At 71.2% G+C, this 14,534-nt stretch carries 20 protein-coding genes and 1 riboswitch; of the genes, 4 read left to right on the top strand and 16 right to left on the bottom strand.

Going from position 1 to position 14,534, the window contains the following annotated elements:
* Positions 1-59: 59 nt before the first annotated feature.
* From ROJ8625_RS02480 to ROJ8625_RS02500, 5 genes are all read right to left on the bottom strand, one after another.
* Positions 60-986, bottom strand: a complete 927-nt coding sequence (locus ROJ8625_RS02480) for a tyrosine recombinase XerC (protein ID WP_085790252.1) — start codon at positions 984-986, stop codon at positions 60-62.
* A complete protein-coding gene (locus ROJ8625_RS02485) occupies positions 983-1,690 on the bottom strand; it encodes a DUF484 family protein (protein ID WP_085790253.1) in 708 nt (235 codons plus the stop codon). Before ROJ8625_RS02485 ends, ROJ8625_RS02480 begins: the two co-directional genes overlap by 4 nt.
* 143 nt (positions 1,691-1,833) lie before the next feature.
* Positions 1,834-2,532: a thiamine ABC transporter ATP-binding protein gene (locus ROJ8625_RS02490; RefSeq protein ID WP_085790254.1), complete on the bottom strand. Its 699-nt coding sequence runs from the start codon at positions 2,530-2,532 to the stop codon at positions 1,834-1,836.
* Entirely contained in the window at positions 2,519-4,036 is a 1,518-nt protein-coding gene (locus tag ROJ8625_RS02495; RefSeq protein ID WP_085790255.1) for an ABC transporter permease family protein, read from the bottom strand. Before ROJ8625_RS02495 ends, ROJ8625_RS02490 begins: the two co-directional genes overlap by 14 nt.
* Positions 4,012-5,013 (bottom strand): thiamine ABC transporter substrate-binding protein, encoded by a 1,002-nt coding sequence (locus ROJ8625_RS02500; protein WP_085790256.1) that lies wholly within the window; start codon positions 5,011-5,013, stop codon positions 4,012-4,014. The genes ROJ8625_RS02495 and ROJ8625_RS02500 overlap by 25 nt, the downstream gene beginning before the upstream one ends.
* A gap of 52 nt (positions 5,014-5,065) precedes the next feature.
* Positions 5,066-5,186, bottom strand: a riboswitch (TPP riboswitch).
* A gap of 124 nt (positions 5,187-5,310) precedes the next feature.
* Here ROJ8625_RS02500 and ROJ8625_RS20910 point away from each other — a divergent pair.
* On the top strand, positions 5,311-5,451 hold the full coding sequence (locus tag ROJ8625_RS20910; RefSeq protein ID WP_159456708.1) for a hypothetical protein: 141 nt from the start codon (positions 5,311-5,313) through the stop codon (positions 5,449-5,451).
* A gap of 48 nt (positions 5,452-5,499) precedes the next feature.
* On the opposite strand, the gene ROJ8625_RS02505 is transcribed toward ROJ8625_RS20910, so the two are convergent.
* The gene (locus tag ROJ8625_RS02505) at positions 5,500-5,940 is read right to left on the bottom strand and encodes a MarR family winged helix-turn-helix transcriptional regulator (protein WP_085790257.1); all 441 of its coding nucleotides are present in this window, start codon (positions 5,938-5,940) and stop codon (positions 5,500-5,502) included.
* A 126-nt stretch (positions 5,941-6,066) separates the two neighbouring features.
* Between ROJ8625_RS02505 and ROJ8625_RS02510 the strand changes: the two genes are divergently transcribed.
* Both ROJ8625_RS02510 and aroC read left to right on the top strand, forming a co-directional pair.
* The gene (locus tag ROJ8625_RS02510; protein ID WP_085790258.1) at positions 6,067-6,537 is read left to right on the top strand and encodes a hypothetical protein; all 471 of its coding nucleotides are present in this window, start codon (positions 6,067-6,069) and stop codon (positions 6,535-6,537) included.
* 48 nt (positions 6,538-6,585) lie between these two features.
* Positions 6,586-7,686: a chorismate synthase gene (gene aroC / locus ROJ8625_RS02515; protein ID WP_085790259.1), complete on the top strand. Its 1,101-nt coding sequence runs from the start codon at positions 6,586-6,588 to the stop codon at positions 7,684-7,686.
* Between the two features lie 253 nt (positions 7,687-7,939).
* Here aroC and ureG read toward each other — a convergent pair whose 3' ends face one another.
* The 6 genes from ureG to ureC form a co-directional block, all read right to left on the bottom strand.
* Positions 7,940-8,575, bottom strand: a complete 636-nt coding sequence (gene ureG, locus ROJ8625_RS02520; protein WP_085790260.1) for an urease accessory protein UreG — start codon at positions 8,573-8,575, stop codon at positions 7,940-7,942.
* 3 nt (positions 8,576-8,578) lie between these two features.
* Positions 8,579-8,986, bottom strand: coding sequence for a DUF3995 domain-containing protein (locus tag ROJ8625_RS02525; protein WP_085790261.1), 408 nt, complete (start codon positions 8,984-8,986; stop codon positions 8,579-8,581).
* Positions 8,983-9,612: an urease accessory protein UreF gene (locus ROJ8625_RS02530; RefSeq protein WP_085790262.1), complete on the bottom strand. Its 630-nt coding sequence runs from the start codon at positions 9,610-9,612 to the stop codon at positions 8,983-8,985. Before ROJ8625_RS02530 ends, ROJ8625_RS02525 begins: the two co-directional genes overlap by 4 nt.
* Positions 9,602-10,126 (bottom strand): urease accessory protein UreE, encoded by a 525-nt coding sequence (locus ROJ8625_RS02535; RefSeq protein WP_085790263.1) that lies wholly within the window; start codon positions 10,124-10,126, stop codon positions 9,602-9,604. Before ROJ8625_RS02535 ends, ROJ8625_RS02530 begins: the two co-directional genes overlap by 11 nt.
* Before the next feature lie 22 nt (positions 10,127-10,148).
* Positions 10,149-10,367 carry a hypothetical protein gene (locus ROJ8625_RS02540; RefSeq protein WP_085790264.1) on the bottom strand — a complete coding sequence of 73 codons (219 nt, stop codon included), beginning with the start codon at positions 10,365-10,367 and terminating at the stop codon, positions 10,149-10,151.
* Positions 10,368-10,486: 119 nt separating this feature from the next.
* Positions 10,487-12,199 (bottom strand): urease subunit alpha, encoded by a 1,713-nt coding sequence (gene ureC / locus ROJ8625_RS02545; RefSeq protein ID WP_085790265.1) that lies wholly within the window; start codon positions 12,197-12,199, stop codon positions 10,487-10,489.
* Positions 12,200-12,278: 79 nt separating this feature from the next.
* Between ureC and ROJ8625_RS20535 the strand changes: the two genes are divergently transcribed.
* Positions 12,279-13,136, top strand: a complete 858-nt coding sequence (locus ROJ8625_RS20535) for a hypothetical protein (protein WP_143535021.1) — start codon at positions 12,279-12,281, stop codon at positions 13,134-13,136.
* A 230-nt stretch (positions 13,137-13,366) separates the two neighbouring features.
* Here the strand turns inward: ROJ8625_RS20535 and ROJ8625_RS02555 are convergent, their stop codons facing one another.
* Genes ROJ8625_RS02555 through ROJ8625_RS02565 form a run of 4 tightly spaced genes read right to left on the bottom strand, consistent with a single transcriptional unit; the run spans position 13,367 to position 14,532 of the window.
* Positions 13,367-13,732, bottom strand: coding sequence for a lysozyme inhibitor LprI family protein (locus ROJ8625_RS02555; protein WP_085790267.1), 366 nt, complete (start codon positions 13,730-13,732; stop codon positions 13,367-13,369).
* A complete protein-coding gene (locus ROJ8625_RS02560; protein WP_085790268.1) occupies positions 13,732-14,037 on the bottom strand; it encodes an urease subunit beta in 306 nt (101 codons plus the stop codon). The genes ROJ8625_RS02555 and ROJ8625_RS02560 overlap by 1 nt, the downstream gene beginning before the upstream one ends.
* Positions 14,034-14,201, bottom strand: coding sequence for a hypothetical protein (locus ROJ8625_RS21125; RefSeq protein WP_200813265.1), 168 nt, complete (start codon positions 14,199-14,201; stop codon positions 14,034-14,036). The genes ROJ8625_RS02560 and ROJ8625_RS21125 overlap by 4 nt, the downstream gene beginning before the upstream one ends.
* Before the next feature lie 28 nt (positions 14,202-14,229).
* Positions 14,230-14,532, bottom strand: coding sequence for an urease subunit gamma (locus ROJ8625_RS02565; RefSeq protein WP_085790269.1), 303 nt, complete (start codon positions 14,530-14,532; stop codon positions 14,230-14,232).
* Between the last annotated feature and the right edge of the window lie 2 nt (positions 14,533-14,534).

Consider the following 14,534-nt stretch of genomic DNA (forward strand, 5'->3'; position numbering starts at 1 on the left):
GAACGGAGTGGCAGGAACGCGCGCAGCCTAGGCCCGTGCGGCGCAGGGCGGAAGGGCCGTCAGCGCGCCTTCGGGTGCGCGGCCTCGTAGACCCGCATCAGGTGCGCACCGTCGACGCCGGTATAGGCCTGCGTCGTCGACAGCGACGCGTGGCCGAGAAGTTCCTGGATCGCGCGAAGATCGCCGCCCGAGGCCAGAAGATGTGTCGCGAAGCTGTGGCGGAAGGCGTGCGGGGTCGCGGTGGCCGGAAGGCCGAGCTGCATCCGGGCCCGCTCGCACGCCTTCTGGACGAGCCGGGGATTGAGCGGCCCGCCCCTTTGTCCGCGAAAGAGCGGCGCGTTCGGCGCTGCGGGATGCGGGCAGGCCGCCGCGTATCGTTCGACCGCCGTGCGCGCGATCGGCAGTAGCGGCACCACGCGTTCCTTTCCGCCCTTGCCGCGGATGCGCAACGCCTCGGCAAGCGGCAGGTCGGCGCCGGTGAGGCCCAGCGCCTCCGACACGCGCAGCCCGCAGCCGTAGAGCAGAGTCACCACGGCCACGTCGCGCAGCGCGATCCATTCCTCGCGGGCCTGCAGTTCGACCGTGCCGATCATCTCCCGCGCGGCCTCCTCGGCCATCGGGCGCGGCAGCTTTTTCTGAAACCGCGGCGCGCGGGCCGACAGCACGGCAGTAGGCTCCACGCCCTCGCGTTCGGCGAGCCAGCGGTAGAAGGCCTTGACCGCAGAGAGCTTGCGCGCGACCGACCGCGCACCCACCTCGCCAGAGCGCAGGCGCGCCATCCAGGCGCGCATGTCGCGGGTCTCGACCCGCATCAGGGCGGCGAGGCCCTGCGGATCGGCGCGATGCCCGGTCATGAAGGCGATGAAGTCCGCCACGTCGCGGCGATAGGCGTTCACCGTCGCGTCGGCGGATCCTTCGACCGCGCGACGCGCGGCCAGCCAGTCCTCGAGCGCGTCGCGCGCCTGAGGGCTGATCGTCAGGGTCACGAGAGCCAGCGCCGCATGGACCGCTCGAACACGCCGGCGAAGAAGGCGAGGAGGTCGGTGCCGTGCTGTGGCGTGAACTGGTGCGGATCCTCGGCCCCGAGCACGAGCAGCCCGGGCAGACGGCCATCGCCGAAATCGAGCTTCAGGCACGCCTCGGACCGGATCCAGTCGCCCAGATCGCCGTAGATCGCGGTATCGCCCGCCGCCCGCTGGCGCAAGGTGACCTGCCGGATCGGGGCGCCTCGGCCCTCCGAAATGTAGGCATCGACGAAACCGGGCTCGGCGACCGTAAGCACCTCGCCCAGCTTGCGCACGGCGGGCACCTCGCCGCCCTCGCGGCTTTCGAGGACGAGTTTCACGCAATCCACGCGCAGGATGTCGGCGACGTCTCCGCCGAGATCGCGCAGGAACGCCTCGAACTCGATGGGATCGAGCAGGCGCAGGATCGCGCGATGGATCTGGTTGGTCCCTGCGAGGTTCTCGTAGGCGGCCGCGATGACCGAACGGTGGGTCTCTTCGAGCCGGTCGAGCCGGGTCTCCAGCCGCTCCATCGCGATGCCGCGCAGATCGACGATATTGGCGCCCATGGCGCGCTCGTTCGCGGCGACGAGCGCGCGCATGAGATCCTTGTCGTCGAGGACCATGTCGGGCTTGGCGATGATCGTCTCGCGCAGGGTGTCTTCGATGCGGGCGGGATCGGTCATCAATACCTCTTCGTGCGGCAGCGCAGGATGGCGCGGTCCAGCGCGCCGGTCGGTTCTTTCGTGTGTCTCCGGCCGGGCGGGCCAAGTCAATCTGGCACGGGGCCGCCGCCGTGCCGGGGTGACCTCCACGCCACGGCCGCTCCTCAGTCGCCGAGATACGCGCGGAGCGCGTCCGGCGGGTCGGCGAACAGCGCTTCGGTGTCCCGAGGCGCTGCCGCCCGTCCCTCGGATACGAGGATCGTGCGGGGCGCGACGCGGTGCGCATCGGCCGGATCGTGCGTAACGAGAAGCGCGAGCGCCCCGGTTTCGGACACGACGCGGCGCGTCTCCTCCAGCATCTCGGCGCGAAGCGCCGGGCCCAAAGCCGCGAACGGCTCGTCGAGCAGCAGGATCGGACGCGCCTGCAGGAGCGCGCGGGCAAGCGCCGCGCGGCTTTGCTGCCCGCCGGAGACCGCGCCGGGTTTCCGGTCGCCCAGCCCGTCGAGCCCCATGCGCGCGAGCGCGGCATCGCGGCGCGCGCGCGCCTCGTCCGTCAGGCGCCCGCCCCGGGGCCGCAGCGCAAGGTCGAGGTTGCCCGCGAGCGTCAGGTGCGGAAACAGGTTGTTGTCCTGAAACAGCGTCGCCACCGGCCGGTCGCCCGGACCGAGCGGGGTCAGGTCCTGCCCATGCCAGAGGATCCGGCCCTCCGACGCGGGGCGGAAGCCCGCGATCACGTCGAGAAGCGTCGACTTGCCCGCGCCCGAGGGCCCGATCACTGCCACGAGGCCCGGCGCCTCCACGCGCAGATCCGCCGCCAGCCGAAAGGCCCCGGCACCGGTGACCACGCCCTCAAGCGTCAGCATTCACGCGCCCTCCGCGATCGAAGACCCAGAACAGCCCGAGCGACAACGCCAGCAGGACGAGGGCCGCACCCTGCGCCGCCTCCATCCGGTACGATGCCATCAGCCGGTAGACCTGCAGCGGCAATGTCGCCCTTTCGGGATCGGCAAAGAGCGCGATCACGCCGAGGTCGCCCATCGACAGCGCCGCCGTCAGCCCCGCCGCGAAACCGAGTGGCCGGCGCAGGCGCGGCAGGAAGACCCGGATCAACCAGACCCGCCCCGACAACCCAAGCGCCGCGGCGAGGCGGCCGTAATCGGCGCGCACCGCCTCCGCCTCCGGCCGCAGGATCCGCAGCGCGAAGGGCAGCGCCATCAGCGCGTTGACAATCGCCGTGACCGGCAGCGCCAGCGCCACCGGGTTCACGTAGGGCCGCGCGAGGATGAAGAGCCCGGTGCCCAGCACGAGCGGCGAGACCGCGATCCCGGGAAGACCCGCGACCTCGCCCCGGCGGGTCGCCAGCGGCAAGGCCCAGAGCAGGCACAGCGCCGTCGAGGCCAGCGCCACCGTCACGGACCGCCCCGCCGCGCGCCAGACCGGCGCGTCGAGATCGAAGAGCCCCGCCGCTCCGTTGCCCCCGACGAGCGCCAGCGGTGTCAGCAGAAAGACTGCCGCGGCGCCGATCGCGATTGTATCCACGAACCGCGCGCCGGCCCTTTGCGCATCGTGGCGGGGCACCGTCCGGTCGAGCCCGGCGCCCATCCCGGCCGCGCCCGACAGCGCCAGCGCCGCGAGCCCGGCCGCCATTGCGAGCGCCAGCTGCAGGCAGGCCAGCATCGCCGCGCGGCCGAGGTCGAACTCGAACCGCATCGCCTGGTAGATCGCGAGCTCGACCGTCGTTGCCCGCGGCCCGCCGCCGAGCGTCAGCGCCACGGCGAAGGACGACAGGCAGATGACGAAGATCACCGCGGCCGCCTGCGGCGCGACCCGGCGCAGCATCGGCCACTCGACGACGCGGACGACCTGCCACGGCCCGAGGCCGAGCGCCGCGGCGAGCCGCAGCCGTTCGCCCGGGATCGCCAGCCATCCCTGCAGGATCATCCGCGTCGCCAGCGGCAGGTTGAAGAAGACATGCGCCAGGATCACGCCGTGCGCGCCGTAGACGGTGACACCCGGCAGGCCCAGCGCCTCGAGCCCGCGATTGAGGATCCCGGCATTGCCGAAGACGGCGATCAGGCCCAGCACCGCAACGATGACCGGCAGGATGAACGGCGCCCCGAGCAGCGTCACCAGTACCGCGCGCCCGGGAAACGCGCGCCGCGCGAGCGCCCGGGCCACCGGCACGGCGAGCGCCACCGACACCGCCGCCGAAACGGCGGCCTGCCACAACGTGAAGCGCAGCGCCTGCCCGTCGCCCGCCGCGAAGGTCGCCGGCCCGCCGGCGCGCCAGAGCACCGCCGCAACCGGCACCAGCGTGAGCGCGGCGACGAGCCCGCCCGCGATCAGCGCGAGAGGCCGGCGCGCCACGCTTCGATCGCCGCGTCGCGGCGCTGCGCCGCTTCATCCTCGTCGTAGAACAGCACCGTCTCGGGCAGCTCCAGCGCCTGGAACCCCTCGGGCCATTCCTCGCGCGGCAGCTTCGCCGGGATCGACCAGTTGCCCGTCGCGATCATCTGCTGGAACTCCTCGCTCATCATGAACGCCATGAACGAATCGGCGAGTTCGGGCACGTCGGTCGTGGCGACCTTGGCCGCCAGTTCGACCATGAAGTAGTGCCCCTCGGGAAAGATCGCCGCCTTCACCGTGTCGTCGTCCTCGGCGATCAGGTGATAGGCCGGCGAGGTGGTGTAGCTCAGCACCATGTCCGCCTCGCCCTCGGTGAAGAGGCCGTAACTCTCCGACCAGCCCTGCGTGACCGTCAGGATGTTGTCCGACAGGTCGGCCCAGGCGGCCTCGGCGTCCTCGCCGTAGACGGCATCGACCCAGAGCGCGAGCGCCAGCCCCGAGATCGAGGTCCGCGGATCCTGGATCACCAGCGTCAGGTCGTCCGGCGCCTCCCGCAGCGCGTCGAAGCTCTCGGGCGGCTCGGTCACGCGCTCGGTATCGTAGACGAAGGCCGTGTGCCCGTAATTGTAGGGCAGGAAGACGTCGTCGGTCCAATCGACCGGCAGCGTCAGCGCCCCGGTGTCCTGCCCGTGCGGGGCGAACAGCCCGCTCTCGCGCGCCCGCCGCGTCACATCGGTATTGAGCCCGAAGACCACGTCGGCATCGGTGTTTTCGCCCTCGAGCAGAATCCGCGGCAGCAGGTCGCCGGTCGAGAACTGCAGGTCGCAGTCGCAGCGCGCCTCGAACAGCTCCTCGATTCGCGGGCCGGGGCCCCATTCCGACGCGACGTAATCGCCGGCATAGACGGTCAGCACCCGTTCCTGCGCGCCGGCGGCGGATGCAAGGACCGCAAAGCCGGCGGCGGTCGCGGTGGCAGTGAAGATCGTGGTGGCGCGCATGGCCCGTCCTCCTCGTGGTGGCGGAGGGGCAAGGGGACCGGACGATGTCTGTGCTCGCCCGCGCGACCTTCCCTCCGCCGGTCTTAACCGGTTCAGGTTCAACGGGTTCGCGGGCTCTCCCGCATCTCAGCCCGGCGCGCGTCCGCACGCCCAGGGCACCCCGAGGTGTGACACACAGGTAGACGGGCGTCGCACGATGGGCAAGGGTCGGCCTGTTCTCGCGCAGGGGGTTGGCGGATCGGACGACCGCCCCATCGTCATCCGACAGGCATCGGACACACGAAAGGAGCCGCGGCCATGACCGACATTCGCGACACGATCAAGCGAGTCTGGACGAATCTCAATCCCAGCGAACCGAGCCCGTGGTTCCTGCTGAAGCTCTGGGTCTTCATGGTGAGCTGCATGTTCGTGGCCCTGATCATCGGCCTCGTCACCTGATCTCCGCCCGCGCGGCGTCCTCGGCCGCCGTCGGCGAATCCACCGGGTTCAACCGGCCGCATTCCCCTCGAACTGCGCGATCGTCTTCTGCATCAGCTGCACGAACGCGTCCCGCTCTCTCTCGCTCAGACCCGACAGCGCCGCGGCGTTGACCTCCTCGGCCGCCGCGACCGCCGGCGCGCGCAGCGCCCGGCCCCGCTCCGTCAGCCAGCTGCGCGCGATCCGGCCGTCATGCGGATCGCCCCGGCGCACGATCAGCCCGTCGCGCGCCATGCGCGACAGCGTGTTGGCGACGGTGGCCTGCTCGAGTCCCAGCCGGTCGACCAGCTCGCGCTGGGTCAGCCCGTCGCGCTCCCACAATTGCAGCATGAGCGGGAACACCCCGACCGACAGGCCGAGCGGCCGGATCCGCGCCTGCAACTCGGCGGCAAAAAGCCGCCCCAGGTGATTGACCAGGTAGCCCGGAGAGCTGCGCATCGTGAACGTCATGCGGCTCTCGTGCCACTCAATAGCGTGCTATGCAAGTCACCAATAGCATGCTATACTATAGACCGTGCGGCGCCCCGCGACCCCGTTTCCGCGCGCAATTACATAGCAAGCTATCGGATATCGCCCATGTCACTCCGCTCCCTCCGCGCGATCGCCGGAACGCTGGCCCTCGCGATCGTCATCGCTTTCTGGACGGCCACGGTCGTGGTCGAAACGCTGGGCGAAAGCACCGCGATCGTCGCCGTGAAGACCGCCATCCCTTGGGCACTTGCGCTGCTCGTGCCGGCGTTGATCGCCGCGCGCGCCACCGGGCAGGCCCTTGCACGCGGTCGTGGCGGTGCGCTCGTGGCGGCCAAGCGCCGCCGGATGTCGATCGTCGCCGTGAACGGCCTCGCCATCCTGGTCCCCGCCGCGCTCTACCTGTCGCACAAGGCCCGCGCCGGCGAGTTCGACGCCCTGTTCTACGCCGTGCAGGCGGCCGAACTCGCCGCTGGCGCGATCAACATCGCGCTTCTCGGCCTCGCCTTCCGCGACGGGCTGCGCCTCGGTGGCCGTCTGCGCACCGACCCGGCCGCGTCCCCAGCGTCCCGGCCTTGAGCCGCGCCGCGGCCTCGCCTAACAGGGGGCGATCAACGGAGCGCCCCAATGTCCTTCAACACTTTCGGCCACGTCTTCCGCGTCACCACCTGGGGCGAGAGCCACGGGCCCGCGCTCGGCTGCACGGTGGACGGCTGCCCGCCGAACGTGCCCCTGGACGAGGCGGCGCTCCAGCACTGGCTCGACCGCCGCAAGCCGGGCCAGAACAAGTACACGACCCAGCGGCGCGAAGCCGACGAGGTGCGCATCCTCTCGGGCGTGTTCGAGGGCCGCACCACCGGCACGCCGATCCAGCTGATGATCGAGAATACCGACCAGCGGTCGAAGGATTACGGCGACATCGCCGAGACCTTCCGCCCCGGCCACGCCGACATCACCTACTGGCAGAAGTACGGGATCCGCGACTATCGTGGCGGCGGCCGGTCGTCGGCGCGCGAAACGGCGGCGCGGGTGGCCGCCGGCGGCGTCGCGCGTGCCGCGCTGGCGGCGCTGGTCCCGGGCCTCGCGATCACCGGCTACATGACGCGCATGGGCGCGCACGGCATCGACGGGCCGCGCGACATGGCCGAGATCGACCGCAATCCCTTCTGGGTGCCCTCAGCCGCCGCGGCCGAGAGCTGGGCCGACTATCTCGACGCGTTGCGCAAGTCCGGCAATTCCTGCGGCGCGGAGATCGAGATAACGGCCGCGGGCGTGCCCGCGGGCCTCGGCGCCCCGGTCTACGGCAAGCTCGACACCGATCTCGCCGCGGCGATGATGTCGATCAACGCCGTCAAGGGCGTCGAGATCGGCGAGGGCATGGCGGCCGCCCGGCTGACCGGCGCGGACAACGCCGACGAGATCTTTCTCGGCAACGCGGACGCCCCGACCTATTCCTCCAACCACGCCGGCGGGATCCTCGGCGGCATCTCCACCGGTCAGGACGTTGTGGTGCGCTTCGCGGTGAAGCCGACCTCGTCGATCCTGAAGCCGCGCGCCTCGATCACCAAATCCGGCCGCCCCACCGAAGTCGTGACCAAGGGCCGGCACGATCCCTGCGTCGGGATCCGCGCCGTGCCCGTGGGCGAGGCGATGATGGCCTGCGTGCTGCTCGATCACCTCCTGCTCGACCGTGCCCAGACCGGCGGACACCGCGGGCAGATCGGCTGAGGGCCCGTCCCGCCAACGATCCGCCCGGACCAGGGCGTCTGCGCAGGGAGAGAGTCCCCGAAACGACGCCCACCAGCCCCGCGACCCGCACCGCACCGCTCCGCCAGAACGTCCGGCACCGGGCTTCTTCTTGGCCCCAGTACTCCGGGGGTGAATTGCGCCACAGGCGCAAGAGGGGGCAGCGCCCCCTCAGCCCGGCACAACGACGACCGGGCGGACCCGCGGACCAGCCGCCCCCTTCGCCGCGCCCGCCCTACTCCGCCGCCTGGCGTGCGAGGTCGAGCCCGCCGATCTCCGCAAGCGTCGAGACGATCTCGTCCACGCCCGCCCCGTGCTTCAGTTGCGCGAAGATCGTCGGCAGCGCCGGGCGCATGCGGGCGGCATCGCGCGCCATCGCCTCGAGAGAGGCGCCGACATGCGGCGCCAGGTCGGCCTTGTTGACGACGAGGATGTCCGAGCGGGTGAGGGCCGGCCCGCCCTTGCGGGGGATGTCCTCCCCGGCCGCCACGTCGATCACATAGATCGTCACGTCCGCGAGCTCTGGCGAGAACGTCGCCGAAAGGTTGTCGCCGCCGCTTTCGATGAGCACCAGCTCGAGGTCCGGCAGCGCCTCCGTCAACTCGGCGATGGCGGCGAGGTTGATCGAGGCGTCCTCACGGATCGCGGTGTGCGGGCAGCCGCCGGTCTCGACCCCGCGGATACGGTCGGAGGGCAGGACCTGCAGGCGCATCAGCGCCTCGGCATCCTCGCGCGTGTAGATGTCGTTGGTCACCACCGCCATCGACAGCTGCGGCGCAAGCGCGCGCGCGAGTGCGGCGGTCAGCGTCGTCTTGCCGGCGCCGACCGGACCGCCGATGCCGACGCGCAGGGGACCGTGGGGGGATGGCATGGCTCAGCCTCCTGTGCCGTGGACGAGGAACGCCGCGCCCAGCGCCGCCCAGAGCGGGCCGTAGACGCGGCGGTCGAGAGTCGCGAAGGGCTCCTCCGGCGCCAAGCGCCGGACCGCCGGCAGGTAGGCGGCGCCGGCGCGCGCCAGCATCGCCGCCCCCGCAAGCGTCAGGAGCGCCGACCGGAGCGGAAACCAGGCGAGTGCCGGCAGGATCGCCAGGAAGAAGAACGCCACGGCCGCGAGCGCGCAGGGCACCGCGCCCGGCATCCGGGTCACGCCGTCGAGCCCGTAGACCGTCCGCGCGAGCCGGGTCTCGTCGCGGACCGGCACCCAGTAGCCGATGGCCCAGAGCAGATGCAGGGCCGCGAGCACGACCAGCACGGCGCAGGTGATCCAGCCGAGCGCGGTCACGAGCGGAACACCCGGACCGGCAGCGTCTCGTGGCGCGCCGCGGCGGCGTCCATCACCGGGGCGAACCCGCCGAGGTCGTCGGGATCGGCCGCGAAGGCCGCGTCGGCGGCGGCGGCGCAGGCCGGCGCGAGCGCGGCGAGCGCGGCCTGCCCCGCGCTTTGCCCGATGGGCAGGAGGCGCTGTGCCGCGCCGACGAAGCCGGAGGCGGTGTTGAGCAGCATCGTCCCCAAAGCCGTGCGCGGATCGAGTCCGAGCAGGGCGACGGCGCGCCCCGCGGCCACCGGGTAGGCCATGTCCGACAGGTCGAGCGCCCAGACGTGCCGGCAGGTCGCGGCGAAGGCCGCGCCCTGCTGGACCGCTTCGCGCCGGCGTTCGGCGCTTCCCGCGAGCGCGCGGGCCAGCGCGTCGAGCGGCGCGGGATCCTCGCCCCGCGCGGCGCGCGCGAACAGGATCGCGTCGCTGCGCCCGGCGCCGTGCGCCAGCCACGTCCGAAGCCAGTCCGTCAGAGTGTCGGCATCATGCACGAGGCCCTCGGCGGCCAGCGTCTCCAGTCCATGGGAATAGGCGAACCCCCCGGTGGGGAACGCGGGCGAGAACAGCTGATGCAGCTTCAGATCAGACGTCATGCCCCTGCCCGATCTCTGCGTGTCCAGGCGCGGAGCCGTGGCCGTGCGCGTGGCCGTGGTCATGTCCGTGATCGTGGCCGTGCGTACGACCGTGGCCGTAGGCGCCGCCCTCGGGCCGGAACGGCGCGATCACCTCGGACACGCCGGCGCCAAGCCGCGCGAGCAGGTCGCGCATGACGTGGTCGCGGCGGATCAGCAGGCGGTCGGGGTGGATTTCGCAAGGAGTGTGGCGATTGCCGATGTGCCAGGCGAGCCGGGCAAGATCGCCGGTGACCGCCAGGAGTGGCTCCTCGGCCGCAGCGACGCGGATCTCGTCGCCGGCCTCGGTCACCAGCACCGCGCCGTCGTCGAGCGACACGGTCTGCGGCAGGTCGACGAGGCAGCGCCGTCCGTCCTCCAGCGTCAGGACGCGCCTGCGCAGGAAGCGGCTGTCGTAGTCGAGCGCGACACGACCCGACGGGGCGCCGTGGCCATGTGGGTGCCAGGCGCGGGCGACGAGGGCGGGCGCGCTCATGGCGCGCCCCCCTCGGCAAGGATCAGAGGTAGAACTGGTCCTGGAAGGCGCGGCGCACCATGTCGGCGCGCGACGTGCCGCGGGCGGCGAGTTCGTCGTCGGTCATCCGGTTGACGGCCGCGATCTTGCCGTAGCGCGGGTTGTTCTCGATCAGGAAGGTCAGGCCGCGCGACAGGCCCTGCGAAAGTCTGGAGACGAGGCTGTCTGCGGTGGAGAAGTCTGCGGGTGCACTCTGTGCCATTGATATGGTCCGTTCTGTCGGTTTCGTCTCCTCCCGTGCCCACGAAATAGGCAGGATAAGAACGCGCCCCAACCGACAATGCGGTATCGCTGCGATGCGGCAAACGCATGGCTCGGGCCTCAGAACAGGAAGTATCGCTGCGCCATCGGCAGCTCGGTCGCCGGCTCGCAGGTCAGCAATTCGCCATCGGCGCGCACCTCGTAGGTCTCGGGGTGCACCTCGACCTGCGGACAGTGATCGTTGAGCACGAGATCCGCCTTGCCGATGCCGCGCGTGCCGCGGACCGGCAGCGTCTGCTTTGCGAGGCCGAGCTCGGCACCGATGCCTGCGCCCGCTGCGGCCTCGGCCACGAAGAGCACGGCGGAGCGTTCGACCGCCCGGCCGAACGCGCCGAACATGGGGCGGGAATAAACCGGCTGCGGCGTCGGGATCGACGCGTTTGGATCACCCATCTGGGCACAGACGATCGACCCGCCGATCAGCACCAGTTCCGGCTTCACCCCGAAGAAGGCCGGCGACCAGAGGCAGAGATCGGCGCGCTTGCCTTCCTCGATCGATCCGATCTCGTGCGCCATGCCGTGCGCGATGGCCGGGTTGATCGTGTATTTCGCGATGTAGCGGCGGACTCGGAGATTGTCGTTCTCGCCGGTCTCGTCGGACAGGCGACCACGCTGCTTGCGCATCTTGTCGGCGGTCTGCCACGTCCGGAGGATGACCTCGCCGACGCGGCCCATAGCCTGGCTGTCGGAGGCGATGATCGAGAACGCGCCCATGTCGTGAAGGATGTCCTCGGCGGCGATGGTCTCGCGCCGGATCCGGCTCTCGGCAAAGGCCACGTCCTCCGGCACGCGCTTGTCGAGGTGGTGACAGACCATGAGCATGTCGAGATGCTCCTCGATCGTGTTCACCGTGTAGGGCCGCGTCGGGTTCGTCGACGAGGGCAGGACATGCGGCTCGCCGCAGATGCGGATGATGTCGGGCGCGTGTCCGCCCCCCGCGCCCTCCGTGTGGAAGGCGTGGATCGTGCGACCCTTCATCGCCGCGACCGTGTTTTCCACGAAGCCCGACTCGTTGAGCGTGTCGGTGTGGATCATCACCTGCACATCCATCTCGTCGGCGACGCTCAGGCAGTTGTCGATCGCGGCCGGCGTCGTGCCCCAGTCCTCGTGCAGCTTGAGCGCGCACGCCCCCGCCGAGACCATTTCCTCGAGCGGGGCGGGCAGCGACGCGTTGCCCTTGGCCGACAGGCCGAAATTCATCGGGAAGGCGTCGAGCGCCTGCAGCATCCGGCCGATATGCCACGGCCCCGGGGTGCAGGTGGTGGCGAGCGTGCCGTGCGCCGGGCCGGTGCCGCCGCCGAGCATCGTCGTGATCCCGGAGTGCAGCGCGTCCTCGATCTGCTGCGGGCAGATGAAATGGATGTGGCTGTCGAACCCACCGGCGGTGAGGATCTTGCCTTCAGCGGCGATCGCCTCGGTGCCCGGACCGACGACGATGTCGACATCGGGCTGGGTGTCCGGGTTCCCGGCCTTTCCGATCTTCGCGATGCGCCCGTCGCGCAGGCCCACGTCGGCCTTGTAGATGCCGGTCGCGTCGACGATCAGCGCGTTGGTGATGACGGTATCGACGGCGCCCTCGGCGCGGGTCGTCTGCGACTGGCCCATGCCGTCGCGGATCACCTTCCCGCCGCCGAACTTGACCTCTTCCCCGTAGGGACCGGTCAGATCGCGCTCGACCTCCACGATCAGGTCGGTGTCGGCCAGGCGCACCCGGTCGCCGGTGGTGGGGCCGAACATGGCCGCGTGATCGGCGCGGGAGATCGTGGCGGGCATGGGCTCGGCTCCTTGGCTGGACCGGTCCGGGCGCAAGCGGCGCCCGGACCGGAGGGGTCAGTTCCGCGACTTCTCCGGCATGGCCGGCGGGGTCGAGGGCTGCTTGCGCGCGCGGCGGCGGGGCGTCGCGGCGGGTTTAGCGGTCGTTTCGTCACCTTTGGCGCGCGGCGTGTCCGGCGTCTTCGGCGAGGTCGCGACGGTCCTGGTCGCGGGATCGGACGTCGATGCGGCCTTGGTGCCGGATCCGCTGCCTTTCGACGGGGTCGAGGTCGACGATGCGGTCTTGGCCTTGTCCGCTGACGACGTGGTGTTGGTCGCGCTTGCGCCGGTCGCCTTACCGGCAGTGCCGGTGGCCTTCGGGTCGTCGCTCTTGGGCGTGGCCGCCTTCGCCTCCTCCGTCGGCTTGGCGACGGGATCCTTGGCCGGCGTCGAAGCCGACGCCTTTTGCGCCGAAGCGGAGGATGCGGAGGATCCGCCCGATTTCGCGCTCGCGGCGGCCGCGTTCGCGCTTGCGGTCGAGGCCTTCGCACTCCCAGCCGACGTCTTCGCACTCTCGCTCGACGTCTTCGCGGAGGACGCTTTCGGCGCGGCCTTGCGCGCGGTGCTGGCCGCCGCCTTCGCGGTGCTGGCCGCGCTCTTGGAGGTCGTCGCGCGTCCGCCGCTCGCCGCGGACTTGGCGGTCGGTTCGCTTTTCGCGGTCGTCTCGGCACGGTCCGCCGGCGCCTTTGCGGCAGGGGCCTGTCCCGCCTTGGTGCCGGCAGCGCGCGCCGGCGAGACCTCCGCGCGGCGCGGCGTGTTGGCCGCCGCGCGCGGCGCGCTCGCCGTCGCCTTGGGCGCCGGGGCCGCCGCGGCGCGCGGCGTGTCGCGGGCGGGAGCGACGCCGCACAGGCTTTGCATCTGTGCCGCCGGCAGGCCCCAGATCATCCGGTTGCCCTGAAGCGCGGCGTCGTAGAACACGCGCGCCATGCGCATCTGCGCGCCGACGGCCTGGGCCGACCAGACCGCCATCACGCTTGCCGCGGTCATCGGTGTCATCACGAACATGTCGTCTCTTCCCTTGTCCTGCGATCGGGCGCGGCGCCCTCACGGCCCCGCATTGCAGGTGCAGAAAACCACGACGCCGCAGCGCGGCACAAGGGCGACGAGAGGCCCCGGCCCGACCTCGCGTCAATAATCATATTGCCACAGCTCCTGCGTGCGCGTGCGCGTCACGCGGGCCAGGCAGGCAAAGCCGATCATGGGCGCGATCGTTCCGCCCTCGTACTGGTTGCGTTCTGCGTCACAGGTCGCGTCACGAAACTGCAGCCACGCCCGTTGCGCCTGCAGAAGACCCTGCCCCTGCCCGCGCCGGTCGGCCTTGGGCTTCACGATCTTCCACGCGCGGTTGAGCTCGGCATCGGCCGCCTGCCAATCCTCGTAGGCACATTGGGTCAGTTCCATCTGCGTGGCTTCGGACCGGCACGGAAAGGACTGTGCCGCAGCCCAGGACGGAGCCGTGGCCGCCAACAGCGCGAACATGCACACCAGTCGCATCAGAGATCTCCCATGACATGCGCGTTGAAGCCGAAGACGCGCCGCGCGCCGGCATAGGGCACCAGCGCGACCTCGCGCCGCTGGCCCGGCTCGAAGCGCACGGCGGTTCCGGCCGCGATGTCGAGCCGGCAGCCACGCGCCGCGTCGCGATCGAAGTCGAGCGCGGGGTTGGCCTCGGCGAAGTGGTAGTGCGACCCGACCTGCACCGGGCGGTCGCCGGTATTGGCGACCATCAGCGTGACCGGCTCGCGCCCCTCGTTGAGGGTCAACTCGCCCTCGCGGACAAAGATCTCTCCGGGGATCATCGCGGCCTCCGGCTCTGACGCAGCGCCACAAGAGCCGCCACAGCGACGAGGGCCAGCGCGGCCGCCAGCCAGGGCGTCGCGACGTGCGGATGCGGATGCGCGCCCGGATGCGCCGCCGCCGGCGCGGCGAGGATCCCGAGCGGGAGGACAAGGCTGCGGATCATGCGGGGTCTCCTCGTCAATTCGGTCTGGTCAGCGGATCGGGTTGTGAACGGTCACGAGCTTGGTGCCGTCCGGAAACGTCGCCTCGACCTGCACCTCGTGGATCATCTCGGGCACGCCCGTCATGCATTGCTCGGCGGTGATGACCTCGGCGCCGGCCTGCATCATCTCGGCCACCGACCGCCCGTCGCGCGCGCCCTCGACGACGGCGTCGGTGATGAGGGCAATGGCCTCGGGGTGGTTGAGCTTCACGCCGCGGGCGAGCCTGCGCCGCGCCACCTCGGCGGCCATGGCGACGAGAAGCTTGTCCTTTTCTCTTGGGGTCAGTTGCATGG

The sequence above is a fragment of the Roseivivax jejudonensis genome, from assembly GCF_900172265.1.
Classification (GTDB): Bacteria; Pseudomonadota; Alphaproteobacteria; order Rhodobacterales; family Rhodobacteraceae; genus Roseivivax; species Roseivivax jejudonensis.

Bases quoted from the DNA above. Each gene is read 5' to 3' on its own strand.
- aroC (WP_085790259.1), top strand. From the start codon at position 6,586: ATGTCCTTCAACACTTTCGGCCACGTCTTCCGCGTCACCACCTGGGGC.
- ROJ8625_RS02565 (WP_085790269.1), bottom strand. From the start codon at position 14,532: ATGCAACTGACCCCAAGAGAAAAGGACAAGCTTCTCGTCGCCATGGCC.
- ROJ8625_RS02485 (WP_085790253.1), bottom strand. From the start codon at position 1,690: ATGACCGATCCCGCCCGCATCGAAGACACCCTGCGCGAGACGATCATC.
- ureC (WP_085790265.1), bottom strand. From the start codon at position 12,199: ATGCCCGCCACGATCTCCCGCGCCGATCACGCGGCCATGTTCGGCCCC.
- ROJ8625_RS02490 (WP_085790254.1), bottom strand. From the start codon at position 2,532: ATGCTGACGCTTGAGGGCGTGGTCACCGGTGCCGGGGCCTTTCGGCTG.
- ROJ8625_RS02540 (WP_085790264.1), bottom strand. From the start codon at position 10,367: ATGGCACAGAGTGCACCCGCAGACTTCTCCACCGCAGACAGCCTCGTC.
- ROJ8625_RS02555 (WP_085790267.1), bottom strand. From the start codon at position 13,732: ATGCGACTGGTGTGCATGTTCGCGCTGTTGGCGGCCACGGCTCCGTCC.
- ROJ8625_RS21125 (WP_200813265.1), bottom strand. From the start codon at position 14,201: ATGATCCGCAGCCTTGTCCTCCCGCTCGGGATCCTCGCCGCGCCGGCG.
- ROJ8625_RS02505 (WP_085790257.1), bottom strand. From the start codon at position 5,940: ATGACGTTCACGATGCGCAGCTCTCCGGGCTACCTGGTCAATCACCTG.
- ROJ8625_RS20535 (WP_143535021.1), top strand. From the start codon at position 12,279: ATGGCCGGCGGGGTCGAGGGCTGCTTGCGCGCGCGGCGGCGGGGCGTC.
- ROJ8625_RS02560 (WP_085790268.1), bottom strand. From the start codon at position 14,037: ATGATCCCCGGAGAGATCTTTGTCCGCGAGGGCGAGTTGACCCTCAAC.
- ROJ8625_RS02500 (WP_085790256.1), bottom strand. From the start codon at position 5,013: ATGCGCGCCACCACGATCTTCACTGCCACCGCGACCGCCGCCGGCTTT.
- ROJ8625_RS02530 (WP_085790262.1), bottom strand. From the start codon at position 9,612: ATGACGTCTGATCTGAAGCTGCATCAGCTGTTCTCGCCCGCGTTCCCC.
- ROJ8625_RS20910 (WP_159456708.1), top strand. From the start codon at position 5,311: ATGACCGACATTCGCGACACGATCAAGCGAGTCTGGACGAATCTCAAT.
- ureG (WP_085790260.1), bottom strand. From the start codon at position 8,575: ATGCCATCCCCCCACGGTCCCCTGCGCGTCGGCATCGGCGGTCCGGTC.
- ROJ8625_RS02535 (WP_085790263.1), bottom strand. From the start codon at position 10,126: ATGAGCGCGCCCGCCCTCGTCGCCCGCGCCTGGCACCCACATGGCCAC.
- ROJ8625_RS02510 (WP_085790258.1), top strand. From the start codon at position 6,067: ATGTCACTCCGCTCCCTCCGCGCGATCGCCGGAACGCTGGCCCTCGCG.